Source organism: Mesorhizobium sp. ES1-3 (genome assembly GCF_020164795.1).
Classification (GTDB): domain Bacteria; phylum Pseudomonadota; class Alphaproteobacteria; order Rhizobiales; family Rhizobiaceae; genus Mesorhizobium.
In genome coordinates this window covers 101,504-125,831 of sequence record NZ_JAIUGW010000002.1, presented here as the reverse complement: position 1 = coordinate 125,831, position 24,328 = coordinate 101,504, and the positions used below count along the sequence as shown (strand labels likewise).

Below are 24,328 nucleotides of genomic sequence, written 5' to 3'. Positions count from 1 at the left end.
AGCAAAAATCGCTTTGCTGTAGAAAATACTATATACAACTATGAGCTGAGGCTTCCTTACAATATCAGCCGCATCAGCGGCCGGCCGGCCTTGCGCTCCACAAGCCTCTCGAACCCGGCCTTCTCGAAAACCCGCGACGAGCCGACGAACAGGCCGATCGAACGCCAATCGCGGGACAGGTCGATCGGGCAGGCCTCGACAAGCCGTGCCCCGTTCCTGCGGGCGAAATCGATGCCGCCTTCGACGAGGCGGTGCGTGATGCCCCTGCCGCGCGCCTTGGCGCGGATGAAAAAGCACGAGATCGCCCAAACGGCCGGATCGGACGCGTCGGCGGGATCGATCGGCGCCGAGCCCCTGCCCTTGTTGTTCCATTCGGGCACGTCGGCGCGTGGCCCGATCTGCATCCAGCCAATCGCCTTGCCATCCTCGAAAGCCAGCAGGCCAGGCGGTGGGCCGGCCTCAATGCGCGCCTTGATGTGATCCTTGTTGCGTTCACGACTGCTCTCGCGCCGCGCCGCCGGAGCCAGCCGGAAATGCGTGCACCAGCAGCCGTAGCAGGCGCCCTGCTTGCCGAAAAGATCCTCGAATTCAGGCCAGAGGTCAGGCGCCAGCGGCACTATGGTCGTGCTCATGCGTTCTCCCCAGGCCAGGCTTGTCGCTGGCCTTGCGCTGTCGTACCATTGCTTCTGTTCTCTTTATGTTCGCAGCGATGGCGGCTCCTGTCAACAATCCCGATCACGGTTTTTGTCGTGACTGCCTGACGTTTCAGCGCGGTGAGACGCGCCGCTGCGAACGCTGCGGCAGCCCTCGCCTTGCCCGCCATCCCGAGCTTTACCGGCTGCATCTCGCCCATATCGATTGCGATGCCTTCTACGCGGCGATCGAAAAGCGCGACAACCCGGCGCTCAAGGACAAGCCGTTGATCATCGGCGGCGGCAAGCGCGGCGTCGTCTCCACCGCCTGCTATATCGCGCGCATCCGCGGCGTGCGCTCCGCCATGCCGATGTTCAAGGCGCTCGAGGCCTGCCCCGAGGCGGTCGTGATCGCGCCCAACATGGAAAAATACGTGGCCGTCGGCCGTGAGGTGCGCGCCATGATGCAGGCGTTGACGCCGCTGGTCGAGCCGCTGTCGATCGATGAGGCATTCCTCGATCTCGCCGGTACCGAGCGGTTGCACGGCCTGCCGCCGGCGCTGGTGTTGGCGCGCTTCGCGCTGGCAGTCGAGAAGGAGATCGGCATCACCGTTTCATCAGGCCTGTCCTATTGCAAGTTCCTCGCCAAGATCGCGTCCGATTTCCGCAAACCGCGCGGCTTTTCCGTTATTGGCGAGGCCGAGGCGGTCGGCTTTCTGGCAGCGCAGCCGGTGACCATGATCTGGGGTGTCGGCAAGGCGTTCAACGCCACGCTCGAACAGGATGGCATCCACACCATCGGCCAGCTTCAGAAGATGGAACGTGGCGACCTGATGCGCCGCTATGGGGTGATGGGCGAACGGCTCTACCGGCTTTCGCGCGGTGAGGATGTCCGCCGCGTCGACCCCGACCAAGACGCCAAGAGCGTATCGGCCGAAACCACTTTCGACACCGACATCGCCTCGCTGGAAGAGCTGGTCTCGGTACTGAGAGGCCTTTCTGAAAAGGTCTCGGCACGGCTGAAAAAGTCAGGCATCGCCGGGCGCACCGTGGTGCTGAAGCTGAAAACCCAGGATTTCAAGCTGCGCACGCGCAACCGCCAGCTCGGCGACCCGACCCGGCTCGCCGACCGTATCTTTTCGACCGGTGTGGAACTCCTTCGCAAGGAGACTGACGGAACGAAATTTCGGCTGCTCGGCATCGGCGTCAGCGATCTCTCCGACGACGACAAGGCCGATCCACCGGATCTGGTCGATGTCCAGTCGCGCAAGCGCGCCATGGCCGAAGGCGCCATCGATGCATTGCGCGACAAGTTCGGGCGCAAGGCTGTGCAAACCGGCTACACCTTCGGCAAGGGCCGCGATGCCCATCCGCCGGAGCCGCTCGAAGATTGAGCCCGATCAGCTGCGTCGAAGATCGATGCGGCTGGTCACCACGTTTTTGCCAGTCTTGGGATCACGGTCGACCACGGTCAAAACAATGCCGTCGGCCCCGTTTTTCTGTACGGTAAGCTGCGCGGCGAGGTCGCCGTTGACCTCCTTGGCCCAGCGGATGGCGAGGTTTATCGCATTGCCGGAACGGCGTCCGTTCAGCTGCGCCGGTCCGGTGCGCGATCCCACATAGACGCCGCTGTATTTGCCGCCGCTGACCTTCAGACGAGCGCTGATGGCGCGTGTCACCAGGATCAGGCCGCGGCAGTTGCCGTCGAGCGACAGCGAGGCTGAGGTCGCGTTCGACTTGAAGCTGCAAGAGACACTGACGTTCGGCACATCCGTGGTTACCTGGACAGTGCCCTTGCCAGCGAAATTGCCGTTGAACGACTGGAGAAATTTGGTCTCGTCGGCATGAGCAGCGCCCGCGGCAATCACCAGGCAGCCAGCAAGCGCGACTTGCGCGAATAGTCTCATGAAACTCTCCTTGTCGAGATGGGAATGCGCGTTGCACAGCACGGACAATAAGAGGCTCAACGCCCGCGGCCGTATCAGGTTCCGCTCGCATCTCAAAGCCTTCGCCGCGACTGGCCCAGAAGAATAGATGGACTAGCGATTGCTCCGGCAACCACGGCTTGCGACATAGCTGCAATGGCACCCACCCCTTCGATCCCCAAGGCCGCGTTCTGGATGGCGCTGTCGATCACGTCGTTCCTGGCGATGTCGGTCGCCGGCCGCGCCACGACGGCCGAACTCAACGTCTTCCAGGTGCTGGAACTGCGTTCGGTCATCGGGTTCTTCATTCTGCTGCCGCTGGTGATGGCGACAGGCGGGCTTGCCGCGATGCGCACGCAGCGGCCGCTGGCCCATATCGCGCGCAATGTCGTCCACTATAGCGGCCAGGCTGCCTGGCTCTACGCGTTGACGCTCATTCCGCTGGCGGTGCTGATCTCGATCGAATTCACCACACCGATCTGGACGGCGATCCTGGCGGTCACGTTTCTGGGCGAAAGGCTGAGCCGGCCACGGCTCGCGGCGATCGTGCTCGGCCTGATCGGCGTGGTCGTCATCGTGCGTCCAGGCGTCGGCTCGGCGGATGTGGGCCATCTGGTCGTGCTGGGCGCGGCGGTCTGTTTCGGCGTCTCGCTGGTGCTGGTCAAGTCGCTGACGCGCACGGACAGCGTCGTACGGATCATCTTCTGGATGCTGGTCATTCAGTCAGTGGTCGGCCTTATTCCGGCCCTTTACGAATGGCGCAACCCCTCGCTTGCACTGTGGCCGTGGATCGTCCTGATCGGTTTCACTGGCATGTCGTCGCATTTCTGCCTCGCCCGCGCCCTGGCCTATGCCGACGCGACCGTGATCTCGCCGATGGATTTCCTCCGCGTGCCGCTGTCGGCATTGATCGGCTGGTTGCTCTATCAAGAGCAGATCGATGCCTTCACCGCCGGCGGCGCGTTGCTGATCCTGACAGGCAATCTGCTCAACTTGCAGCGCAAAACCGTAAAGCCGGCCGAGGTCGCGGCGTCATAGCACTGCCGGTCAGTTTCCTTCGTCTGGAATGTTGAGCACATGGCCGCAGGCCTTGCAGTGCACGGCGTCCGGCTCGTGCCGCCGCAGCCCGCATTGTGGACAGGGAAAGAACACCTTGGCCGGCCGAAAGATCGCCTGCGCCAGCCTGACGAACAGCGATATGCCGATGATCATGGTGACGATCGCCGTCAGCTTGCCGGCGATGCCCGGCAGCACGATGTCGCCGAAGCCCGTCGTCGTCACGGTGGCGACCGTGAAGTAAAGCGCGTCGACGTAGTTTTCCAGTCCGGCTCCGTTGCGGAAAAAGAACGTGTAAACGAAGCCGGTGATGACAAAGAGAAAGGTCAACAGGTTGATGACCGCGTGGCTTGCCTCGCGCCAGGGTCGCAGCCCGCGCATTTCGAAATGCCGCCAGATCGAACCGCTGCGCGACAGCGACCACAGCCGCAGGATGCGCAGAAAGCCGAGACTTGCGAGCGCCGTCGGCATCAGCAGCGTCAGAAGGATGAAGGCATCCACCCAGAAGGTAGGCTGCTTCATCAGGCGCAACATGTCGTTGGAGGCCAGCAGCCTGGCAATCAGATCGGCGGCGACGAGAGCCGCCACCGCATAGTCCAGCCACAGAAACGAGGCCGACTGCTGGATGACCGGCGTGGCGATGAAAAAGGCGATGATGGCGAGGTCGATGATGACAGCCACCAGTTGGAACCAGAACGCGCCCGGCGAGCGGCCATGGTAGAGCCTGCGCAGCATGTCGCGTAGCCGCGCCGCCGCGGAAAGGTCCTGCGATGCGCGCTTCCCCTTGGCCTTCATGCCGGCATGAGCAGCAGGTGACGGCCCGCGGGCAGCCGCCTGGCAAGCGCGCGGATCACACCAGTTCCACTTCGACCACGCCCGGCACGGCGCGCATTGCCGAGGCGATCTGCGGCGAGACGCGGTAGCCGCCATTCAGGGCAATCTCGACCTCGCCCTGCGCCTCTTCCTTGATCACGATGATGCTCACCTGGCTTTCACCGCGCTGGGTAAGCTGGGATTGGATCATCGAGGCAGGCCCATCGTTCCTGACGAAAATGCGCAGGGCCTTCTGAATGCGGCTTGCCTCGTCCTCCAGCGATTGCACGGAGTTGATGCGCAGGTTGACGCCCTCGGGCCTGTCCTCCGCCGCGACTGTGATGACAACGGAGCGGCCCGCTTCGAGGAGATCGCGGTACTGCGCCAATCCTTCTGAAAACAACACGGCCTCGTACTGGCCGGAGGTGTCGGAAAAGGCCACCACGCCCATCTTGTTGCCGGTGCGTGTCTTGCGCTCCTGCTTGCTGGTAACGGTGCCGGCTAACCGGCCGGCGGAAGCGCCGCGCTTGACGGCAGCGGAGAACTCCGCCCAGTTCTGCACCCGCATCTTCTGCAGCGCCGCCTTGTACTCGTCGAGCGGATGCGCCGAGAGATAGAAGCCGACGACCTGGAATTCGCGGTGCAGCCGGTCGGCGGCGAGCCACGGATCGGTCGCCGGCAGATTAAGTGCCTGCGACTGTGCGCCGAGCGAGGCGCCGAAGATGTCGGCCTGGCCCGAAACGGCGTTCTGCTGGGCGAGCGACGCCAGCCCCATCATCCGTTCGACGCCAGCCAACATCTGGGCGCGATCGTGGCCGAAGCAGTCGAGCGCGCCGGCCATGATCAGGCTTTCGAATACCCGCTTGCCGACGATCTTCGGGTCGACCCTCTCGCAGAAATCGGCAAGGCTCTTGAACGGCTTTTCGCCACGAACGGCGACGATGTGCTCCACCGCGGCATCGCCGACGCCCTTGAGCGCGGCCATCGAGTAATAGATGCGGTTGTCGCCGACCTCGAAGGCACGGAAACTCGTCATCACCGACGGCGCCAGGACTTCGATGCCCAGGCGCAGCGCATCCTGGCGGAAGTCGGCCAGCTTGTCGGTGTTGCCCATGTCGAGCGTCATCGACGCCGCCAGGAACTCGACCGGATAATGCGCCTTGAGATAGGCGGTCTGGTAGGAGACGACGGCGTAGGCGGCGGCGTGCGACTTGTTGAAACCATAGTCGGCGAACTTGGCCAGGAGGTCGAAAATGAAGTCGGCTTGCGGCTTTGCGACGCCGCGCTCGACAGCACCCGTGACGAAGCGTTCACGCTGCTTGTCCATCTCGGCGCGGATCTTCTTGCCCATGGCGCGGCGCAGAAGGTCGGCTTCGCCGAGCGAATAGCCGGACAACTCCTGCGCGATCTGCATCACCTGTTCCTGGTAGACGATGACGCCTTGCGTCTCCTTCACCAGATGATCGATCTTGGGATGAATCGAGGCCACCTCCTCCTCGCCATGTTTTCTGGCGTTGTAGGTCGGGATGTTTTCCATCGGTCCCGGCCGGTAGAGGGCAACCAGCGCGATGATGTCCTCGATGCAGTCGGGCCGCATGCCGATCAGCGCCTTGCGCATGCCGGCACTTTCCACCTGGAACACGCCGACCACCTCGCCGCGCGACAGCATGGCATAGGTATCGGGATCGTCGAGCGGAATCGTCGCGAGATCGATGTCGATGCCGCGGCGACGGATCAGCTTCACCGCCGTCTCCAGCACCGTCAGCGTCTTCAGGCCGAGGAAGTCGAACTTCACCAGCCCGGCCTGCTCGACATATTTCATGTTGAACTGGGTGACAGGCATGTCGGAGCGCGGATCGCGGTACATCGGCACCAGCTCCGACAAGGGTCGGTCGCCAATGACGATGCCGGCAGCGTGCGTCGAGGCATGGCGGTAGAGGCCCTCCAGCTTCTGCGCCATGTCGAGCAGCGTCTGGACGATCGGTTCCTTCTCGGCCTCCTCGGCAAAGCGCGGCTCGTTGGCGATGGCGTCGGCGAGCTTGACCGGATTGGCCGGGTTCTGCGGTACCATTTTTGAGAGCTTGTCGACCTGGCCATAGGGCATCTGCAGCACACGGCCGACGTCGCGCAGCACGGCGCGCGCCTGCAGCGTACCGAAGGTGATGATCTGGCCGACCTGGTCGCGGCCGTATTTCTGCTGGACGTAGCGGATCACTTCCTCGCGGCGATCCTGGCAGAAGTCGATGTCGAAGTCGGGCATCGACACGCGGTCCGGATTGAGGAAGCGCTCGAACAGCAGCGAGAAGCGCAGCGGATCGATGTCGGTGATGGTGGTGGAATAGGCCACCAGCGAACCGGCGCCCGAACCACGCCCCGGCCCGACCGGAATGCCTTGCGCCTTGGCCCATTTGATGAAGTCGGCAACGATCAGGAAGTAGCCGGGGAATTTCATCTTCTCGATGATGCCAAGCTCGAATTCGAGCCGCTCACGATATTGCTCGACCGTGTAGCCCGGTGTCGGTCCGTGCAAGGCGAGCCGTGCGTTAAGCCCCTCGCGCGCCTGGCGCGCCAGTTCCTCGGCCTCGGCCTTTTCGGCCGCGTCCTTGTCGGAGGCATCGCCGCCCGTGAACCGTGGCAGGATCGGGCTGCGGGTTTTCGGATAGTAGGAGCAGCGCAGCGCAATCTCGATCGTGTTGTCGATCGCTTCCGGCAGGTCGGCGAACAATTTCGCCATATCGGCCTGGCTACGCAGGAAATTGTCCGGCGACAGCCGGCGGCGGGTATCGACGGCGACGACCGAACCCTCGGCGATGGCGATCAACGCATCATGCGCCTCATATTCGTCGCGCGAAGAGAAGAAGGCCTCGTTGGTGGCAACCAGCGGCAATTCATGGGAATAGGCGAGATCGATCGAGGATTTCTCGATCATGCGATCGTAGCCCGAAACCCGGTCCAATTCGACATAGAGGCGGTCGCCGAACATCGTCTTGAGAGTGACTAGGCGCGCCTCGGCAAGATCGCGCCGATCTTCCTTCAGGGCTATGCCGATCGGGCCGCGCGGCCCGCCACTGAGACAAATCAGGCCGTCACATTGGCCGTTCATCATTTCGGTGGTCAGGTGTACCGCTTCACCGGGCGGTGTTTCGAGGTACACGCGGCTGACCAGCCGGACGAGATTGGAATAGCCGGCTTCGGTGGCCGCGATCAGCACGACCGGCCGCATATCGGGACCTTGCCGACGGCGGTCACGCTGGCCGTCGCTGTTTTCGCCGGAGAAGGCGAGCGCGATCTGGCAGCCGATGATCGGCTGGATGCCTTCCTTCACCGCCTTCTGGGCGAACTCCAAGGCGCCAAACAGATTGTTGGTGTCGGTGACGGCGATGGCCGGCGCTTCGTCTTTCACCGCGTGGCCAACGATCTTGCCGAGTTGCAGCGCGCCCTCGAGCAGCGAATAGGCCGAATGCACGCGAAGATGGACGAACGGCCGCGCCGGCACCTCCGGCCTGGCGGCTGCAATTGCTGCTTCGCGCTTCAGGGGATCGCGTGGAAGTCTGTCATCCGCCATGGTTTCTCGCGCTGCCGAAGGTCCTTGAGTCGATGGAAACGTATTGTCCGGGACCGGGCGATACCAGTCCAGCACAAACGACTACTGACCACAGGGATCCAGCCCGCTCACGCAAACTCCATGATTATCGCGTCCACGGCCAGGCTGTCGCCCGGTTTGGCGTTGAGTTTCGCCACGACGAGATCGCGATCGGCGCGCAGCACGTTTTCCATCTTCATCGCCTCGACCACGGCCAAAGTCTCGCCGAACTTGACCTCCTGGCCTTCGGCGACAGCGATCGACACGACGAGGCCGGGCATCGGGCAGAGCAGCAGTTTCGATGTGTCCGGCGCCACTTTCTCCGGCATCAGCCTTTCCAATTCGGCGGTGCGCGGCAGCATGGCGCGCGCGGTCACCGACATGCCCTTCCAGGCGATGCGAAGGCCATTGGCGACAGGCCGGATCTGGGCCGCAACCTTGCGCTTGCCGACCGTGCCGCGCCAGATCAGGTCACCCGGCCGCCAATCGGACGAAACGGTCAGCGCCTTGCCGCCATCGATGGACAGGTCGATCTCCATCGGGATCGAAATCATGCCTTCGAGGATCGAAGCCGGCAGATAGTCTTCGCCGATCTTCACCACCCAATCGCGCTTGAGCGCTCCCGAATGCGGCGCCAGCCGCCCGCCCAGCCGGTCGAGGCGGTCGCGGCGCAGCAGTTCCACCGCCGTGACGATCGATGCCAGCACGGCCCTTTCCTCGCCGTTCGGCACGACGGGGGCAAAACCGTCCGGATATTCCTCCGCGATGAAGCCGGTCGATATCGCCCCTTCCCGCCAGCGCGGATGCTGCATCAGCGCCGCCAGGAACGGGATGTTGTGCTCGATGCCGTCGACGACAAAGCTGTCGAGCGATTCCGACATAGCGTCTATCGCCTCGAGCCGCGTCGGTGCCCAGGTGCATAGCTTGGCGAGCATCGGATCGTAGAACATCGAAATTTCCGAGCCTTCGGTGACGCCGGTATCATTGCGGATGACGATGTCGCCGAACTGTCCCTGCTCCGGCGGCCGATAGCGCGTCAGCCGGCCGATCGACGGCAGGAAATTCCGATAGGGATCCTCGGCGTAGAGCCGGCTTTCCACCGCCCAGCCGTTCAGCTTCACGTCGCTCTGCCTGATGGCGAGTTTCTCGCCGGCGGCGACGCGGATCATCTGCTCGACCAGATCGATACCTGTGACGAGCTCAGTCACCGGATGTTCGACCTGCAATCGTGTATTCATTTCAAGGAAATAGAAGTTCTTGTCCTTGTCGACGATGAATTCGACGGTGCCGGCGCTCTGGTAGTCGACGGCCCTGGCCAGCGCCACCGACTGCTCGCCCATCGCCTTGCGCGTCTTGGCATCGAGGAATGGCGACGGCGCCTCTTCCGCCACCTTCTGGTTGCGGCGCTGGATCGAGCATTCGCGTTCGCCGAGATAGAGCGCGTTGCCATGCGCGTCGGCCAGCACCTGGATCTCGATGTGACGTGGGTCGACGACGAATTTTTCGATGAAGACGCGGTCGTCGCCGAACGAACTCTTGGCCTCGGAGCGGGCCCGGTCAAAACCGTCGCGCACTTCCGACCTGTCCCAGGCAATGCGCATGCCTTTTCCGCCGCCGCCGGCCGAGGCCTTGATCATCACGGGATAGCCGATTTCGCCGGCTATCTTTTCGGCATGGTCGGCATTTTCGATGACGCCAAGCCAGCCCGGAACCGTCGAAACCTCAGCCGCGTTGGCGAATTTCTTCGATTCGATCTTGTCGCCCATCGCCTTGATCGCCTTGGGCTTCGGCCCGATGAAGACGATGCCTTCCGCTTCCAGCGCTTCGCAGAACGTGGCTCGCTCGGACAGGAAGCCATAGCCCGGATGCACGGCCTGGGCGCCGGTCGCCTTGCAGGCGGCGATGATCTTTTCAGGAACGAGATAACTCTGCGCGGCGGGTGATGGCCCGATATGCACCGCCTCGTCGGCCATTTCGACATGCACGGCATCGCGATCGGCGTCGGAATAGACGGCGACCGTGGCAATGCCCATCTTGCGCGCCGTCCTGATGACGCGGCAGGCGATCTCGCCACGGTTGGCGATCAGGATCTTGGTGAACATGCGGGCAGAATTCCCCTCCGGCAGACAGTTCAGTTCTATGGACTATGTCGCCATGTCTCAAGTACCGGCATAGCGCCATGAAAGTCGCCGCTACCGACGCACCATCGCGCCCGCTGCCGGGCCGGTTATCGAATGGTGTGCTATCTGCGTCAACAAAGCCGACATTTCGTCTCATCTGACAGTTGATGAGCAGCCCAAAACCTGAAAACTTGGCTACAAAAATCGCCTCTGGAGGAATTGCCCGATGAAAACCCGCGCCGCTGTAGCTGTTGGAGCCGGAAAGCCGCTGGAGATCATGGAGGTCGACCTCGAGGGACCGCGCGATGGCGAGGTACTGGTCGAGATCAAGGCGACCGGCATCTGCCACACCGATGAATTCACGCTGTCGGGCGCCGATCCCGAAGGCATCTTCCCGGCCATTCTCGGCCATGAAGGCGCCGGCGTCGTCGTCGATGTCGGCAAGGGCGTCACCTCGGTCAAGAAGGGTGACCACGTCATTCCGCTCTATACGCCGGAATGCCGGCAGTGCCCGTCCTGCCTGTCCAGAAAGACCAATTTGTGCACCGCCATCCGTGCCACGCAAGGCCAAGGCCTGATGCCGGACGGCTCGTCGCGCTTTTCGATCGGCAAGGACAAGATCTTCCATTACATGGGCTGCTCGACCTTCTCCAATTTCACCGTGCTGCCCGAGATCGCGGTCGCGAAGGTCAATCCCGACGCCCCCTTCGACAAGATCTGCTACATCGGCTGCGGCGTCACCACCGGCATCGGCGCCGTCATCAACACCGCCAAGGTCGAGCAAGGTGCTACATCAGTGGTCTTCGGCCTCGGCGGCATTGGCCTCAACGTCATCCAGGGCCTGAAGCTTGCCGGCGCCGACATGATCATCGGCGTCGATTTGAACAACGACAAGAAGGAATGGGGCGAGCGCTTCGGAATGACACATTTCGTCAATCCGAAGGAGATCGAGGGCGACATCGTCCCCCACCTCGTCAACATGACCAAGCGCGGTGCCGACCAGATCGGCGGCGCCGACTACACGTTCGACTGCACCGGCAATACCAAGGTGATGCGCCAGGCGCTGGAGGCTTCGCATCGCGGCTGGGGCAAGTCGGTCGTCATCGGCGTCGCCGGCGCCGGCCAGGAGATTTCGACACGGCCTTTCCAGTTGGTCACCGGCCGCAGTTGGATGGGCACCGCCTTCGGCGGCGCACGCGGTCGCACAGACGTGCCGAAGATCGTCGACTGGTACATGGACGGCAAGATCCAGATCGACCCGATGATCACCCACACGCTGAAGCTCGAGGACATCAACAGGGGATTCGACCTCATGCATGAGGGCAAGTCGATCCGGAGTGTCGTGCTTTACTGAAGACGGCCACACGCCGCCAGCCAACCGGCCAGCGACCTCTGTGGTGAAACATGGGAGGAAGTAAGAATGGCGGAGAAACTGCATCCGAAAATCGACAATGGCCTGCCCAGGGAAAGCGCAAGCTTTGCCGGCAGCACGTTGGTCTGCGCCTGTACCAGCAACCCGGTCAAGGTGAGGGTCAAGGGCCAGATCGCCCACAACCACGCCTGCGGCTGCACCAAATGCTGGAAGCCCGAAGGCGCTATATTCTCTGTGGTAGCGGTTGCCGGTACCGGCGATGTCACCGTCACCGAGAATGGCGACAAGCTGAAGGTGGTCGACCCGTCAGCGCTGATCCAGCGTCATGCCTGCACCCAATGCGGCGTCCACATGCACGGACCGGTCGAGCGCGACCATCCGTTCAAGGGCCTGTCCTTCATCCACCCTGAGCGCTTCGAGGAAGACGGCTGGTCGCCTCCGGGCTTCACCGCCTTTGTCTCGTCGATCATCGAATCGGGTGTCGACCCGAGCCGGATGGACGGCATTCGCGGCAGGCTGAGGACAATCGGCCTGGAGCCTTACGATTGCCTCAACCCGGGCCTGATGGACTACATCGCCACCTGGACGGCCAAGAAGTCCGGCGCTTTGCCGGCCTGACCGCTATGAGATTTCAGGCAGGGGCCGGACATGTTTCCGGTCCCTGCGCGTTTTCTGGAGAAACAATGCCCGCACCCGCCATCTACGTCGACGCCGACGCCTGCCCGGTGAAGGCCGAGGTAGAAAAGGTCGCCGAGCGCCATGGCATTGTCGTAACCTACGTCTCCAATGGCGGCCTGCGCCCTTCCCGCGACCCGATGATCCGCAATGTCGTGGTCTCCAAGGGCGCCGATGCCGCTGACGACTGGATCGTCGAGAACGCCAAGTCCAACGACATCGTGGTGACGGCGGACATTCCGCTTGCCGCCCGCACGGTGGCGCTCGGCGCGCATGTGCTGGGACCGACCGGGCGGCCCTTCACACCCGAGACGATCGGCATGGCGGTGGCGATGCGGGACCTCAAGCAGCATCTACGCGAAACCGGCGAAAGCAAGGGCTACAACGCCAGTTTTGCGCCGCAGGACCGCTCGCGTTTCCTCGGCGAACTCGACCGTATCTTGCGGCGGGCGCTGAAATCCGCCACACCAAGCTAGCAACAAAGCGCCATCCAGGTGGAGACCGCCATGGCCGCCGAAACCCCGGTCAAGAATCCGATGCAGCGCCATATGCTGTTCGCAGTCTCGGCTTGTATCGGTGCGTTTGCGCTGCTCGTGGCGTTGCTGCTGCACGCCCCGCTCGCCTACTCGATCGGCGCCAACGCATTTTTCGCCGCTTACGTCATTCTTGTCGTCAGCCAGATGCCCAAACTCACCGGCAAATATCTCAGCAAGAATGCACGCGCCACCGATCAGCCGGTGCTGGTCATCTTCGCTGTGACGCTCGTTGTCGTCGGCGTTGCCGTTATCTCCCTGTTCCTGCTGATCAATCGGAAGGACGGAGGTCACCCGATCGAACTCGGCTTCGCACTGCTGTCGATCCCGCTCGGCTGGTTCACAATCCATGCCATGGCGGCGCTCCATTATGCCCATGTCTACTGGATGGACGGCGACGCGGTCGACACCGACACCAACAAGAAGATCCCGGTCGGTGGCTTGCTGTTCCCGGGCGACAAACGCCCCGAGGGCTGGGATTTCCTCTACTTCTCGACCGTCATCGGCATGACGGCGCAGACCGCCGACACCAACATCTCGACGACGCACATGCGTCGTGTCGTGCTTGTGCACTCGGTCCTGTCGTTCTTCTTCAACACGGTCATCGTCGCCGCGGCCGTCAATCTTGCCGTCAGCCTGGGTGGTTCGTAATAAATCCGTGATCCGATGAAACATCGGTTTGGATCGCGACGTATCAGGAGGACAATGAACGCGCAGGCCAAGCCGCAAGGCCGGGAGAGCAGACAAGATGGAATCGGTTGCCAGAAGCCAATCCGAAATTGAACCGGGTGTCCCCGCTTCAAAAGAGAAAACATTGATCTATCGCCAGTCGCGCTGGACGCGGCTGACACACTGGCTCTGGGCCATCTCGTTGTTTTTCATGCTTCTTTCCGGCCTGCAGATCTTCAATGCCCGGCCGCAGCTCTACATCGGCAAGCAATCCGGCTTCGGCTACAACAACACCATTTTCGCCATAGGCGCCGAAAATACCAATGCCGGGCCGCGCGGTTATACCGAAATCTTCGGGCACCGTTTCGACACGACAGGTGTCCTCGGCTGGTCGGGTCCGACAGGCAACGAGACGGCGCGCGGTTTCCCGTCCTGGGCGACGATTCCCTCCTACTATGACCTCGGCACCGCCCGCGTCATCCATTTCTTCTTTGCCTGGATACTGACGACGACCTTGATCGTCTGGCTGGTCGCCAGCCTGATCAACGGCCACATCCGCCGCGATCTGGCGCCGCGCCTGGATGATCTCAAGCGCTTGCCACAGGACATCGCCAACCACGCCAGGCTCAAATTCCATCACACGCGCGAGTACAACACGCTGCAGAAAATGGCTTATGGCGGCGTGCTGTTCGTGCTCTTGCCGCTGATGATCATCACTGGTCTCGCCATGTCGCCGAGCATGGATTCGGTGCTGCCGTTTCTCAACGATCTGCTCGGCGGCCGGCAGACCGCACGCACCATCCATTTCAGCGTCATGGTTCTGCTGGTCGCCTTCTTCGTCGTCCACATCCTGATGATCCTTGCCGCCGGCCCGATCAACGAACTGCGCTCGATCATCACCGGCTGGTACCGCACCGATCCTCCCGTGCATGACTCCAAAACGTCCGAGAGGAGTGTCTGACATGGCGAAATTTGAGATCAGCCGCCGAAAATTCCTCACCGCCGCCAGCCTCGGCGCTTCCGGCATCATGCTGTCGGGCTGCGATGCCTTCGATAGCGGCCTCGGCATCGGTGGCGGCTTGCGCAGTTTCCTCGAAAACGCCAATGGCCTGACCCACAAGGCACAACGGTTGCTCGGCGGCGGCAATTCGCTGGCGCCGGAATTCAACGAGGCCGATATCCGTCAGCCTATGCGGCCAAACGGAGTGACCGCGCCGGATGACGACACATACAAAGCCCTGCTCACCAACAACTTCGCCGATTGGCGTCTGGAGGTGTCAGGCCTCGTCGAAAAGCCGTTGTCGCTCACCCGCGAGCAGCTCATGAACATGCCGAGCCGTACCCAGATCACCCGCCACGATTGCGTCGAAGGCTGGAGCTGCATCGCCAAATGGACAGGTACGCCGCTGGCGCTGGTGCTCGACCAGGCGGTGGTCAAGCCGCAGGCGCGCTATGTCATGTTCCACTGCCTCGACACGATCGACCGCAGCCTGTCCGGCGACATCAAATATTACGGCACCATCGACCTGATCGATGCCCGCCACCCCCAGACCATCCTTGCCTATGGCGTGAACGGCAAACCGCTGCCGGTCGAGAACGGCGCGCCGCTGCGTGTCCGCGTCGAGCGCCAGCTCGGCTACAAGATGCCGAAATATCTCTACAAGATCGAACTGGTCGACGGCTTCGCCAATGTCGGCGGCGGCCGCGGCGGCTATTGGGAAGACAATGGCTACGACTGGTATGGCGGGATTTGATGGACGCTCGCATTGCGGCCGAGCACGACCTGTCTCCAGTCGAATTGAGTTCGCTCGAGGAGCGTCTTCATCGTGACAACCGGCGTGTAACGGACCGCGACGACGACCGAGGGCTGGTCTTTGTCATCCGCGATGATGCGGGACACGCGATCGGAGTAGCCGCCGGCTATTCCTGGGCGGGCACGTCCGAGCTCACATTGATGTGGATTGACGAGTGTTATCGCGGTCGCGGCCATGCAAGGCAGTTGCTCGAGGCTTTTGTCGCGGAGGCCGTGGATCGCGGCGTCAAGAAGATCTGGGTCTCCAGCCACGACTTCCAGGCGCCAGGCCTGTATGAAAAAGCCGGCTTCGAGCGCATGGCGGAACTCGCGGGATGGCCCGAAGGCCATTCCAATATCATTCTTTGCAGAACGATAGCAGCAGACGGCGCGGCTTAGGCTACCCTGTCGAGCAGCGGTTTGAGGGCCGGATGGATTTCCGGCGACGCGTGCTTGATCAATGTCAGTAGCGCGCGTTCGTTCTCGTACAACGGCCGGTCCGCGCCGATATGTTCGATCAGCCATTTGGCTTCGCCGGCATCGATCGTCTCGGCGCGGCGGGCCAAGGCCTCGGCCGCCCTGTTCTTGGCTTCCCACTCGGCCTCAATGTCGTCCGGAGAGCGATAGGCCTCGATGATGCCGGTAAGGCCGCCGGAGACCATGCGGCTGTAGAAACCGCCGATTTCCGGATCGGCGTGTTCGAGGAAGGTTTCCTGGCGCAGCGCCACGTCGCGGGTAGGCGCCTCGTAACCGGCCGAGCACATGACGAAATTGGCGATCGCCTTGACGAACAGGTCGTTCCAGGACGGATCGTTGTTGGCCTGGGCTGTCCGCTCGTTGATCCTGAACAGCACCTCGGCCTCGGCCCGGGTGATGGCGATGTTGCCGTCGCCGCCATGGGCATGGAGGATACGGCGCAGAAGCTCGACTTCTGCCTTGGCGATCAATCCGGGCACCAGCGCACCGCCGAGCATCAGCGGTCCCTTGCCGTCGACGACCGCATTGGCGACCTGCTCCAGCGCGTAGACGCAAAGCCGGCTCGGGGAGGATTTCGCCTCTTCCAGCACATGGACCAGCAATTCGAGTTCGGTCCGGCTGTCGACCATGCCGTCGCGCGAAATCGTGCGGACCAGCCAGTCGGCATTTTCCTGTGAAATGTAGCCCGAGGGCTTTTCCTGGCGGACGATGTAGTCGGTGACCGCCTCGACGAAGAACGGTGCCCATTCCGCGCACTTGTCCCGCGCCGTCTGGTCGAGCGCGAACAAGGCCTCGGCTTCGCCCCGGGTCACCACGCCGTCCGCGAACACGTCGCGGCGCAGCATCGCCACATCCTCCGAAGCAATGCGGTTCTTCGACGTCAGCCCCGCCACCGGCGCACTCATGATCAACTCGCCCATCCGTCGTCTCCGTCCGCCCAACGCGTCACATCGGCCTGCTATATCAGGAGTGTCTTGAAAAACCGCCAAACGGCGTGGTTAGCGAAGACTTGTCAGCCAATGCATGTCGCCCAAAAGTGTGCAGCGGTTTTGGGAGAACGACATGCATCAACACAAAGATCTAAAGCGCGACGCGCTTAGATGTCGCTGGGAGGTGACAAGGTGTCGCCGACGGGCTATGGATGGCGCGTCGAGGGCTCACGGTTTGAGTCCTACCTGTTTGCGGGAGAGAGCAGCGAGAGCTGCCGCCGAAGGGGAAATCGCCCGAAATCTCTCAGGCAAAAGAACCGTAGACGGGAAAGACACTCTGGAAAGTCGGGGCTTGCCCCCGCGCCGAAGGTGTAAGCGCCGCTGACAGAGTTCCGGCTGCGCGAGTCTCTCAGGCTTCAGACAGAGGGGCACGGACTGGTCGCCATCAGCGACCGATTGCGTGCGACTCTGGAGACGACATGACGGGCGACGACGATAGACACCTTCCTCTCGAAGATATCCACACTGCGGCCGGAGCGCGCTTCGGCGCCTTTGCAGGCTGGTCGATGCCGCTGACCTATCCGGCCGGCGTCATGAAGGAGCATCTTCACACCCGCGAACATGCGGGCCTGTTCGACATCTCGCACATGAAGCTGTTCGAGGTCAGCGGGCCGGATGCCGTCGCGCTGCTCGATCGCGCCTGCCCTTTGGATGCCGGCGCGCTCGAAATCTCGCAATCCAAGCTGACCTTCTTCCTCAATGAGGCGGGCGGCATTCTGGATGACCTGATCGTCACCCGGCTCGGCGATACGAGGTTCATGGTGGTCGCCAACGCCGGCAATGCCGTCGCCGACGAAAAGCATCTGCGCGCGCTGGCAGCCGATTTCGATTTGAAGGTCGAGCCTCTCGACCGCGTCTTCCTGGCGATCCAGGGTCCGGAAGCCTGGGCGGCACTTTCCCGCGCCGGCCTCGAGACGGGCTCGCTGCTGTTCATGCATGGCATCGAGCCGCGAAAAAGCTGGTTCATGAGCCGGTCCGGCTACACCGGCGAGGACGGTTTCGAGATCGGCCTGCCGGAAGCCGATGCAAGAGAACTCGTCGCCAAACTGCTCTCGGACGAGCGCGTACTGTGGATCGGGCTCGCCGCGCGCGACAGCCTGCGGCTCGAAGCCGGCCTCTGCCTGCATGGTCAGGACATTTCGCCGGAGATCGACCCGGCCGCGGCGGCGCTAATGTGGGCAATCCCGAAAGAGATCCGTGCTTCCGGCACCTTCATCGGCGCCGACGCGTTGCGCGCCGCCGTGGAGCGGGGCCCGGCGCAAAAGCGCGTCGGGTTGAAGGCCGATGGCCGCCAGCCGGTACGAGCGGGCGCAACCCTTTTCGATGCCGACGGCAACCCTGCCGGCCATGTCACATCGGGCGGCTTCGGCCCCTCGGCCGGTCATCCGGTCGCCATGGGCTATGTCGCCACCCCGCTGGCCAAGCCCGGAACACGGGTTTTCGCCGACGTGCGCGGCACGAAGATCCCCGTCGATATCAGTTCCCTGCCCTTCACCCCTCATCGCTACCGCAAAGGATAGACCCCATGGCAAAGATCTATTTCACCGCCGATCACGAATGGCTCAGCGTCGAGGGCGGCGTCGCCACCGTCGGCATCACCAACTACGCGCAGGAGCAACTCGGTGACCTCGTCTTCGTGGAACTGCCAGAAACGGGAAAGAAGCTCGCCAAGGGCGATACCGCCGTCGTGGTCGAGTCCGTCAAGGCGGCCTCCGACGTTTACGCGCCGGTCGACGGCGAGATCACCGAGGCCAATGGCACGCTGTCATCCGACCCTTCGCTGGTCAACTCGGCGGCAACCGGCGCCGGCTGGCTGTGGAAGATGAAGCTCGCCGACGAAAGCCAACTCGCCAGCCTCATGGATGAGGCCGCCTACAAAGCCCATATTGGCTGATATCAGGACGCATTGACATGACCGCTGCACCTTACCCCTTCTCGGCCCGCCACATCGGCCCCGGCCTTGCCGACGTCAGAGCCATGCTCGCCGTCCTCGGTGTTCCCTCGGTCGAGACGCTGATCAGTCAGGCCGTGCCGAGATCGATCCGCCTCGACCACCCGCTGGCCCTGCCCGCGCCGGCCAGCGAAGCCGAAGCGCTCGCCGAATTGTCGACGATCATGGCAAGGAATACCGTGCTGAAGAGTTTTATCGGCGCCGGTTACCACGGCGTCCACGTGCCGCCGGTCATCCAGCGCAATCTGTTCGAGAATCCAGCCTGGTACACCGCTTACACACCTTACCAGGCCGAGATCAGCCAGGGCCGGCTCGAAATGCTGTTCAACTTCCAGACGCTGGTCACGGAACTGACCGGCCTGCCGGTGGCATCGGCTTCATTGCTCGACGAGGCAACCGCGGTCGCCGAAGCGGTCGGCATTGCGCTTCGCCACCACCGCGACAAGCGCACGAAGGTGGCGCTCGCCGGCACGCCGCACCCGCAGACGCTGGACGTGGTGCGTACCCGCGCCGAGCCACTCGGCATCGAGATCGACGGCGAGGCGATCGACGACAACACCGCCGCCCTGCTCGTCTCCTGGCCGGATACTTTTGGCGTCTATGGCGACCACAAGGCGGCGATCGAAAAAGCGCGCGCCACCGGCGCCCTTGTCGTCTTCATCGCCGACCCGCTTGGCCTGACGCTGACCGACGCGCCGGCGAAACTCGGCGCCGACATTGCCGTCGGCCCGATGCAGCGCTTTGGCGTACCGATGGGCTTTGGCGGCCCGCACGCCGCCTATTGCGCCGTCGCCGACAGACTGACGCGGCTGATGCCCGGCCGCCTGGTCGGTCAGTCGACCGACAGCATGGGCCGTCCCGGCTACCGCCTCGCCTTGCAGACACGCGAGCAGCATATCCGCCGCGACAAGGCAACGTCCAACATCTGCACGGCGCAGGCGCTGCTTGCCAATATGGCCACCGCCTACGCCATCTGGCATGGCCCGGTTGGCCTGCAGGCGATCGCCGGGCGCGTCCATGCACTGGCCAACCGCCTGGCGAGCGGCCTCGAGGGGGCGGGTGTATCGGTGCTCGGCTCCAGCCGTTTCGACACGGTGACGGTGGAGGTCAAAGGCAAGGCCACCCGGATCGCGGCCGCCGCCGAAAAGACCGGCAGGCTGCTGCGTGTGCTCGACGCCGACCATGTCGGGATCAGTTTCGACGAGACGTCGACCGATGCCGATCTCGAGGCGATCGCGGCCCTGTTCGACGCCAAGGCTGCTTCTGCCGCCGACAGCACGGTGCCGGGCAAGCCGCGCGGCAAGGAGTTTTTGACCCAGCCGGTCTTCCACGAGAACAAGTCGGAGACCGAGATGATGCGCTTCCTGCGCCGGCTGGCCGACAAGGACCTGGCGCTCGACCGCGCCATGATCCCGCTGGGATCCTGCACCATGAAGCTCAACGCCGCGGCCGAAATGATGCCGGTGAGTTGGCCGGAAATCGCCAATTTGCATCCATTCGCGCCCGCAGCGCATTCGGCCGGCTACCGCGCCATGATCGGCGAACTGGAAGGCTGGCTGTCGGAGATCACCGGCTTCGACGCCGTGACCTTGCAGCCCAATGCCGGCAGCCAGGGCGAATATGCCGGGCTGCTCGCCATTCGCGCCTATCATCGCTCGCGCGGTGAAGGCCATCGCACTGTCTGCCTGATCCCCTCCTCCGCGCATGGCACCAATCCGGCGAGTGCCGCGATGGCCGGCATGAGCGTTGTGGTCGTGCGCTGCCTGGAAGACGGCAACATCGACATGGACGATATGCGCGCCAAGGCCAATGAGCATTCCAGGAATCTCGCGGCGCTGATGTTCACCTACCCCTCCACGCATGGCGTCTACGAGGAAGGCGCGCGCCACCTCTGCGCGCTCATTCATGAGCATGGCGGACAGGTCTATTTCGACGGCGCCAACCTCAACGCCCTGGTTGGGCTTGCCCGTCCCGGCGACATCGGCGCCGACGTCTGCCACATGAACCTGCACAAGACCTTCTGCATCCCGCATGGCGGCGGCGGACCGGGCGTCGGTCCGATCGGCGTCAAGGCGCATCTGAAGCCCTATTTGCCCGGCCATGTCAGCGAAGGCTCGGCGCATGCCGTGGCCGCCGCCCCCTTCGGCAGCGCTTCCATCCTGCCGATCACCTGGATGTACATCCGTATGATGGGCGCTTCCGGCCTGAAGCAGGCGACCGAGACGGCGATCGTGTCCGCCAACTATGTGGCGACGCGGCTCGCCCCGCACTTCCCGCTACTTTACAAGGGCAGGAGCGATCGTGTCGCCCATGAATGCATCCTCGATACCCGCGTGCTCAAGGAGAGCGCCGGCATCGGTGTCGAAGACATCGCCAAGCGCCTGATCGACTATGGTTTCCACGCGCCGACCATGTCGTTCCCGGTCGCCGGCACGCTGATGGTCGAACCGACCGAGTCCGAGCCCAAGCGCGAGTTGGACCGGTTTTGCGAGGCGATGATCGCCATTGCCGGCGAGGCGGCGAAAGTGGCCAGGGGCGAATGGCCTTTGGCCGACAATCCGCTGGTCAACGCGCCTCATACATCAGCCGAGGCGCTGGCCGGTCAATGGACCCACCCTTACTCGCGCCTCGAAGCGGCCTATCCCGCCGGCGACGCCGACACAGCGGCAAAGTACTGGCCGCCGGTATCGCGCATCGACAATGTCGCGGGAGACCGCAACCTGGTCTGCTCCTGCCCGCCGCTGTCGGACTATCTGGGTGCTGCCGAATAGCTACGCAGAGCGCAAGGCCGGCTTGACTGGGTCGGCCTTGCCCATCCTCTTGCGACTGATGACGCAATTTCGCCCCGCGCGTTTGGCGGCATAGAGCATGGTGTCGGCCCTGGCCAGCACCTCGTCGAGGGTGCTGCCGTCGGCTTCGCCGAACCCGATCCCGCCGCTGACCGTGCTGCGCAAGTGGCCGAGCGGGGTGGGCACGACTTCCGTACCGAAAGCAACACCGATCTTGCTGGCAAGATCATAGGCCCGCTCGTCCGTCATGCGCGACATGACGATTGCGAACTCCTCGCCGCCCAAACGAAAGGCGTCGACCCCGGTCCTGGCATATTTCCTGATGACGGCGGCAAAGCGGCACAGGACCTGATCCCCGACCGGGTGTCCATAGATGTCGTTCGTCCGCTTGAAGTGATCGAGATCGAACATGACGATCGCCATGAACGGGCTGAAGGTGCGCTCGCCATAAAGCGACGTCAGGCCCCGACGGTTCATCAGTCCGGTCAACGGATCGGTCATGGTCTCAGCCTTGAGCTCGATCTGCGCCTGCAGATGATGGAGCGAAAGCGTCAACGCGCCGAGGCCGGTCATACAGGCCACCGCCACGACCGAGTTGAGGCGCTCGGCCCAATTGTCGGGCGCGACACCGAGCGTCCACTGCCCTTTGGCCATCAAGACCACGCCGCAAAGGGCAAACGACAGCGCACAAGTGCCGCTCAGGAACGAAACCACCAGCAGGATGCGGCGATCGTGACTGCCATTGATCCAGAACATGGCCCCGATCGTCGAGAGCAGCGCGGTAACCGTCGCGTAGGTGATCACGAAACCGATGCCGTCAAGGCCCATGAAGGTCACGGCCGCACAGACAGCCATGGCGGCAAGCGTCGGCGCAATCGCACGCCTGTGGTCCGGCACACCGAGATATTGCATGGCCGAAATGCAGATGATCAGAAAACCCAGGCTGAGCAGCGCCAGCGCGATCTGGCAAAGCAGCGGATCGGGCTCCCTTGTGTAGCGCCAGAACAGGATCACATGCGCGACCAACACGAGAATGCCGCATGCCACCGTCAGCACGAACCTTGCCCGCGGCGCGGTGGCCCAGATCGCGAACATCGTGGCGCTGAGACAGATGCCCGACAGCGCGGCTGCGAGCAGGAGCGAACTGAAATCCAGCATATCGGGCGGAGGCCTCTCGAGCGTCGGCGGTTGCGCCGCATTCTAGGTCGGCGGCAGCCCTCGGACATGGTTTTCAGGCGATCTCTCCGCCCAACCTGCGGATAGGGTTTACAAAGCGTCGATGCCACCTGTCCCGAAACCGCATCCCTGGCCGGCCGAGGATCAAACGGCATCAGCCCTTGTTCAGCAGGGCGAGGTTGGCGTCGACGACCGTGGGATCGGCCATGCCGGCCTTCGCCTCGAGCAGCAGCGCCCTGGCCTTCTTCTTGTTGCCGCGCAACAATTGCGAATAGCCCATATTGTTGACGATCCGCGGTTTGCGGCCGGCGACTTTCAAAAGCTGGCCATAGGCTCGGTCGGCGAAGTCGAAGCGGCCGAGTTCGTCATAGGAAGCGGCGAGCCCCATCCAGGCCTCGGCGTTGTCGGCCTTCAGTTCGACGGCCTTGCGGAAATGCTGTTCGGCAAGGCCATAATTGGCATCGCGAAACTGTGCCTTGCCTTCCGCCAGGTCGGATGTGTCGACGTCCTTGGCCGCCGGCCGGATCGCGGTGGTCTTGGTCGTATCGACGTTGGTGTTCGTCGTGCACCCGGTGATCATCAGGACGGTTGCCATCGTAGCCACCGCCGTAAATTTTATCTGACGCATGCCCTGCCCCGTCGCCCGATTTGTCGGGTCGTTCTTCAGGGAAAGACACTACAGCACAGCGATTAAGCTTCGGTGCCGAAATGCAGCTAAGATTCGGTTCCGAAAATACCGGCCGTTAACCACTGGGGCGAAGGCTGCGGGCATTCAACATTTTCGCGGCCCGCCCAGCGAGTATCGGACGCCGCTAGTGACCAGTCATTTTGACGATGATGGGAATGACGGCGATCATCAGCACCACCGGCAGGATGCAGACCACGACCGGCACGGACATCTTTGCCGGCAAGGCATGCGCCTTCTCCTCGGCCAGCGACATGCGCTTGTGGCGCATTTCATCGGAAAACACCCTGAGCGCACCCGATAGGCTGGTGCCGAGTTCCTTCGACTGCTGCAGGAGCGTGGCGAAGGAGCGTACCTCGTCCAAGCTGAGGCGATCGGCGAGCGCCTTCAGCGCGTCGTCGAGGCTGCGCCCCGCCCGAAGCTCCAACGATACGAGCTGCAGGTTCTGGCTGAGCGACGGATAGGTCCTGGCGAGCTCTTTCGACACACGCTCGACGCCCGCTTCCATGCTCATTCCGGCGTCGGAGCAGACGATCATCAGGTCCATGAAATCGGGGAAGCCGTTGCGGTATTCGCGCATCTTTTCCCGCACTTTCTGGGTCAGCACCAGGCCCGGCAGGAAATAGCCGGCAGCGCCCGACAGGATGATGAAGGTCCACCGGCTGGTCATGGTCGCGTCCGGGCTGGCCATCCACCGGTTGAGCACGAAGACGGCGAATGCCGTGCCGATCATCGCCGTGAACCGGATGAGGAAGAACATGCCGACGGCGCGCGGCTCCATGTAACCGGCCTGGATGAGCTTCAAACGCAGGCGGGCGACGTTTTCCGGATCGCTCTTGGCATAGAATTCCTGCGCCCTCTTCACCGCTTTTTCGCGCACGACGCCGCTGTTCTTCTTCTGCACCGGTTCGGGCTTGGCCACCACCGGACCGTGGTCGACCTTGAGCCGGCGCTTGACCTCGTTGCGGTCGCCCCTCGCCGCCACTATCGGCCAGGCGACCGCGGTGGCTCCCAGGGCCAGCAACAGCACGGCCACCGGCATCAGCGACGTCGGCGCGAGCGAGGCGAGGAATTCGATGACGCTTTGCATG

At 63.1% G+C, this 24,328-nt stretch carries 21 protein-coding genes and 1 riboswitch; of the genes, 12 read left to right on the top strand and 9 right to left on the bottom strand.

Going from position 1 to position 24,328, the window contains the following annotated elements; genetic code table 11:
* Window positions 1-56: 56 nt before the first annotated feature.
* Complete coding sequence (locus LB536_RS03670; RefSeq protein WP_224590155.1) at window positions 57-632, bottom strand: GNAT family N-acetyltransferase; 576 nt, start codon at window positions 630-632, stop codon at window positions 57-59.
* A 65-nt stretch (window positions 633-697) separates the two neighbouring features.
* On the opposite strand from LB536_RS03670, the gene LB536_RS03665 reads away from it, so the two are divergent.
* Window positions 698-2,026: a DNA polymerase IV gene (locus tag LB536_RS03665; RefSeq protein ID WP_224590154.1), complete on the top strand. Its 1,329-nt coding sequence runs from the start codon at window positions 698-700 to the stop codon at window positions 2,024-2,026.
* Between the two features lie 6 nt (window positions 2,027-2,032).
* Here LB536_RS03665 and LB536_RS03660 read toward each other — a convergent pair whose 3' ends face one another.
* Window positions 2,033-2,539 (bottom strand): hypothetical protein, encoded by a 507-nt coding sequence (locus LB536_RS03660; protein ID WP_140808691.1) that lies wholly within the window; start codon window positions 2,537-2,539, stop codon window positions 2,033-2,035.
* A 174-nt stretch (window positions 2,540-2,713) separates the two neighbouring features.
* Between LB536_RS03660 and LB536_RS03655 the strand changes: the two genes are divergently transcribed.
* Complete coding sequence (locus tag LB536_RS03655) at window positions 2,714-3,595, top strand: DMT family transporter (RefSeq protein ID WP_224590153.1); 882 nt, start codon at window positions 2,714-2,716, stop codon at window positions 3,593-3,595.
* Window positions 3,596-3,604: 9 nt separating this feature from the next.
* Here the strand turns inward: LB536_RS03655 and LB536_RS03650 are convergent, their stop codons facing one another.
* From LB536_RS03650 to LB536_RS03640, 3 genes are all read right to left on the bottom strand, one after another.
* Window positions 3,605-4,408 (bottom strand): potassium channel family protein, encoded by an 804-nt coding sequence (locus tag LB536_RS03650; protein WP_224590152.1) that lies wholly within the window; start codon window positions 4,406-4,408, stop codon window positions 3,605-3,607.
* A 55-nt stretch (window positions 4,409-4,463) separates the two neighbouring features.
* Window positions 4,464-7,991: a DNA polymerase III subunit alpha gene (dnaE, locus tag LB536_RS03645; RefSeq protein WP_224590151.1), complete on the bottom strand. Its 3,528-nt coding sequence runs from the start codon at window positions 7,989-7,991 to the stop codon at window positions 4,464-4,466.
* Window positions 7,992-8,098: 107 nt separating this feature from the next.
* On the bottom strand, window positions 8,099-10,111 hold the full coding sequence (locus LB536_RS03640) for an acetyl/propionyl/methylcrotonyl-CoA carboxylase subunit alpha (protein ID WP_224590150.1): 2,013 nt from the start codon (window positions 10,109-10,111) through the stop codon (window positions 8,099-8,101).
* Window positions 10,112-10,355: 244 nt separating this feature from the next.
* Between LB536_RS03640 and LB536_RS03635 the strand changes: the two genes are divergently transcribed.
* The 7 genes from LB536_RS03635 to LB536_RS03605 all read left to right on the top strand — a co-directional run bounded on the left by LB536_RS03635 (window position 10,356) and on the right by LB536_RS03605 (window position 15,569).
* Window positions 10,356-11,483: an S-(hydroxymethyl)glutathione dehydrogenase/class III alcohol dehydrogenase gene (locus LB536_RS03635; RefSeq protein ID WP_224590149.1), complete on the top strand. Its 1,128-nt coding sequence runs from the start codon at window positions 10,356-10,358 to the stop codon at window positions 11,481-11,483.
* A gap of 66 nt (window positions 11,484-11,549) precedes the next feature.
* Complete coding sequence (gfa, locus tag LB536_RS03630) at window positions 11,550-12,119, top strand: S-(hydroxymethyl)glutathione synthase (protein WP_224590148.1); 570 nt, start codon at window positions 11,550-11,552, stop codon at window positions 12,117-12,119.
* A gap of 65 nt (window positions 12,120-12,184) precedes the next feature.
* On the top strand, window positions 12,185-12,652 hold the full coding sequence (locus LB536_RS03625; RefSeq protein WP_224590147.1) for a YaiI/YqxD family protein: 468 nt from the start codon (window positions 12,185-12,187) through the stop codon (window positions 12,650-12,652).
* Window positions 12,653-12,682: 30 nt separating this feature from the next.
* Window positions 12,683-13,360 (top strand): DUF1345 domain-containing protein, encoded by a 678-nt coding sequence (locus tag LB536_RS03620; RefSeq protein WP_140808705.1) that lies wholly within the window; start codon window positions 12,683-12,685, stop codon window positions 13,358-13,360.
* 97 nt (window positions 13,361-13,457) lie between these two features.
* Window positions 13,458-14,339, top strand: a complete 882-nt coding sequence (locus tag LB536_RS03615) for a cytochrome b/b6 domain-containing protein (RefSeq protein ID WP_140760618.1) — start codon at window positions 13,458-13,460, stop codon at window positions 14,337-14,339.
* 1 nt (window position 14,340) lies between these two features.
* Entirely contained in the window at window positions 14,341-15,132 is a 792-nt protein-coding gene (locus tag LB536_RS03610; RefSeq protein ID WP_224590146.1) for a molybdopterin-binding protein, read from the top strand.
* Window positions 15,132-15,569, top strand: a complete 438-nt coding sequence (locus LB536_RS03605; RefSeq protein ID WP_224590145.1) for a GNAT family N-acetyltransferase — start codon at window positions 15,132-15,134, stop codon at window positions 15,567-15,569. The genes LB536_RS03610 and LB536_RS03605 overlap by 1 nt, the downstream gene beginning before the upstream one ends.
* On the opposite strand, the gene LB536_RS03600 is transcribed toward LB536_RS03605, so the two are convergent.
* Window positions 15,566-16,567, bottom strand: a complete 1,002-nt coding sequence (locus LB536_RS03600) for a hypothetical protein (protein ID WP_224590144.1) — start codon at window positions 16,565-16,567, stop codon at window positions 15,566-15,568. The two genes, LB536_RS03605 and LB536_RS03600, sit on opposite strands and share 4 nt — an antisense overlap.
* A 252-nt stretch (window positions 16,568-16,819) precedes the next feature.
* Window positions 16,820-16,906: riboswitch (glycine riboswitch) on the top strand.
* 149 nt (window positions 16,907-17,055) lie between these two features.
* On the opposite strand from LB536_RS03600, the gene gcvT reads away from it, so the two are divergent.
* Genes gcvT through gcvP form a run of 3 tightly spaced genes read left to right on the top strand, consistent with a single transcriptional unit; the run spans window position 17,056 to window position 21,358 of the window.
* On the top strand, window positions 17,056-18,156 hold the full coding sequence (gcvT, locus tag LB536_RS03595) for a glycine cleavage system aminomethyltransferase GcvT (protein ID WP_140808714.1): 1,101 nt from the start codon (window positions 17,056-17,058) through the stop codon (window positions 18,154-18,156).
* A 5-nt stretch (window positions 18,157-18,161) separates the two neighbouring features.
* Window positions 18,162-18,530, top strand: coding sequence for a glycine cleavage system protein GcvH (gene gcvH, locus LB536_RS03590; protein ID WP_140760607.1), 369 nt, complete (start codon window positions 18,162-18,164; stop codon window positions 18,528-18,530).
* A 17-nt stretch (window positions 18,531-18,547) separates the two neighbouring features.
* Window positions 18,548-21,358 carry an aminomethyl-transferring glycine dehydrogenase gene (gene gcvP, locus LB536_RS03585; protein ID WP_224590143.1) on the top strand — a complete coding sequence of 937 codons (2,811 nt, stop codon included), beginning with the start codon at window positions 18,548-18,550 and terminating at the stop codon, window positions 21,356-21,358.
* Here the strand turns inward: gcvP and LB536_RS03580 are convergent, their stop codons facing one another.
* The 3 genes from LB536_RS03580 to LB536_RS03570 all read right to left on the bottom strand — a co-directional run bounded on the left by LB536_RS03580 (window position 21,359) and on the right by LB536_RS03570 (window position 24,327).
* A complete protein-coding gene (locus LB536_RS03580; protein ID WP_224590142.1) occupies window positions 21,359-22,534 on the bottom strand; it encodes a GGDEF domain-containing protein in 1,176 nt (391 codons plus the stop codon).
* 172 nt (window positions 22,535-22,706) lie between these two features.
* Entirely contained in the window at window positions 22,707-23,180 is a 474-nt protein-coding gene (locus LB536_RS03575; RefSeq protein ID WP_224590141.1) for a hypothetical protein, read from the bottom strand.
* Between the two features lie 184 nt (window positions 23,181-23,364).
* Window positions 23,365-24,327 carry a type II secretion system F family protein gene (locus tag LB536_RS03570; protein ID WP_224590140.1) on the bottom strand — a complete coding sequence of 321 codons (963 nt, stop codon included), beginning with the start codon at window positions 24,325-24,327 and terminating at the stop codon, window positions 23,365-23,367.
* Window position 24,328 lies beyond the last annotated feature (1 nt).

What these genes read in the sequence shown, in the direction of transcription:
- LB536_RS03615 (WP_140760618.1), top strand. Translation starts at nt 13,458, where the DNA reads ATGGAATCGGTTGCCAGAAGCCAATCCGAAATTGAACCGGGTGTCCCC.
- LB536_RS03625 (WP_224590147.1), top strand. Translation starts at nt 12,185, where the DNA reads ATGCCCGCACCCGCCATCTACGTCGACGCCGACGCCTGCCCGGTGAAG.
- LB536_RS03665 (WP_224590154.1), top strand. Translation starts at nt 698, where the DNA reads ATGTTCGCAGCGATGGCGGCTCCTGTCAACAATCCCGATCACGGTTTT.
- LB536_RS03570 (WP_224590140.1), bottom strand. Translation starts at nt 24,327, where the DNA reads ATGCAAAGCGTCATCGAATTCCTCGCCTCGCTCGCGCCGACGTCGCTG.
- LB536_RS03655 (WP_224590153.1), top strand. Translation starts at nt 2,714, where the DNA reads ATGGCACCCACCCCTTCGATCCCCAAGGCCGCGTTCTGGATGGCGCTG.
- dnaE (WP_224590151.1), bottom strand. Translation starts at nt 7,991, where the DNA reads ATGGCGGATGACAGACTTCCACGCGATCCCCTGAAGCGCGAAGCAGCA.
- gcvT (WP_140808714.1), top strand. Translation starts at nt 17,056, where the DNA reads ATGACGGGCGACGACGATAGACACCTTCCTCTCGAAGATATCCACACT.
- gcvP (WP_224590143.1), top strand. Translation starts at nt 18,548, where the DNA reads ATGACCGCTGCACCTTACCCCTTCTCGGCCCGCCACATCGGCCCCGGC.
- LB536_RS03635 (WP_224590149.1), top strand. Translation starts at nt 10,356, where the DNA reads ATGAAAACCCGCGCCGCTGTAGCTGTTGGAGCCGGAAAGCCGCTGGAG.
- LB536_RS03605 (WP_224590145.1), top strand. Translation starts at nt 15,132, where the DNA reads ATGGACGCTCGCATTGCGGCCGAGCACGACCTGTCTCCAGTCGAATTG.
- gfa (WP_224590148.1), top strand. Translation starts at nt 11,550, where the DNA reads ATGGCGGAGAAACTGCATCCGAAAATCGACAATGGCCTGCCCAGGGAA.
- gcvH (WP_140760607.1), top strand. Translation starts at nt 18,162, where the DNA reads ATGGCAAAGATCTATTTCACCGCCGATCACGAATGGCTCAGCGTCGAG.
- LB536_RS03600 (WP_224590144.1), bottom strand. Translation starts at nt 16,567, where the DNA reads ATGGGCGAGTTGATCATGAGTGCGCCGGTGGCGGGGCTGACGTCGAAG.
- LB536_RS03580 (WP_224590142.1), bottom strand. Translation starts at nt 22,534, where the DNA reads ATGCTGGATTTCAGTTCGCTCCTGCTCGCAGCCGCGCTGTCGGGCATC.
- LB536_RS03660 (WP_140808691.1), bottom strand. Translation starts at nt 2,539, where the DNA reads ATGAGACTATTCGCGCAAGTCGCGCTTGCTGGCTGCCTGGTGATTGCC.
- LB536_RS03575 (WP_224590141.1), bottom strand. Translation starts at nt 23,180, where the DNA reads ATGCGTCAGATAAAATTTACGGCGGTGGCTACGATGGCAACCGTCCTG.
- LB536_RS03670 (WP_224590155.1), bottom strand. Translation starts at nt 632, where the DNA reads ATGAGCACGACCATAGTGCCGCTGGCGCCTGACCTCTGGCCTGAATTC.
- LB536_RS03610 (WP_224590146.1), top strand. Translation starts at nt 14,341, where the DNA reads ATGGCGAAATTTGAGATCAGCCGCCGAAAATTCCTCACCGCCGCCAGC.
- LB536_RS03650 (WP_224590152.1), bottom strand. Translation starts at nt 4,408, where the DNA reads ATGAAGGCCAAGGGGAAGCGCGCATCGCAGGACCTTTCCGCGGCGGCG.
- LB536_RS03640 (WP_224590150.1), bottom strand. Translation starts at nt 10,111, where the DNA reads ATGTTCACCAAGATCCTGATCGCCAACCGTGGCGAGATCGCCTGCCGC.
- LB536_RS03620 (WP_140808705.1), top strand. Translation starts at nt 12,683, where the DNA reads ATGGCCGCCGAAACCCCGGTCAAGAATCCGATGCAGCGCCATATGCTG.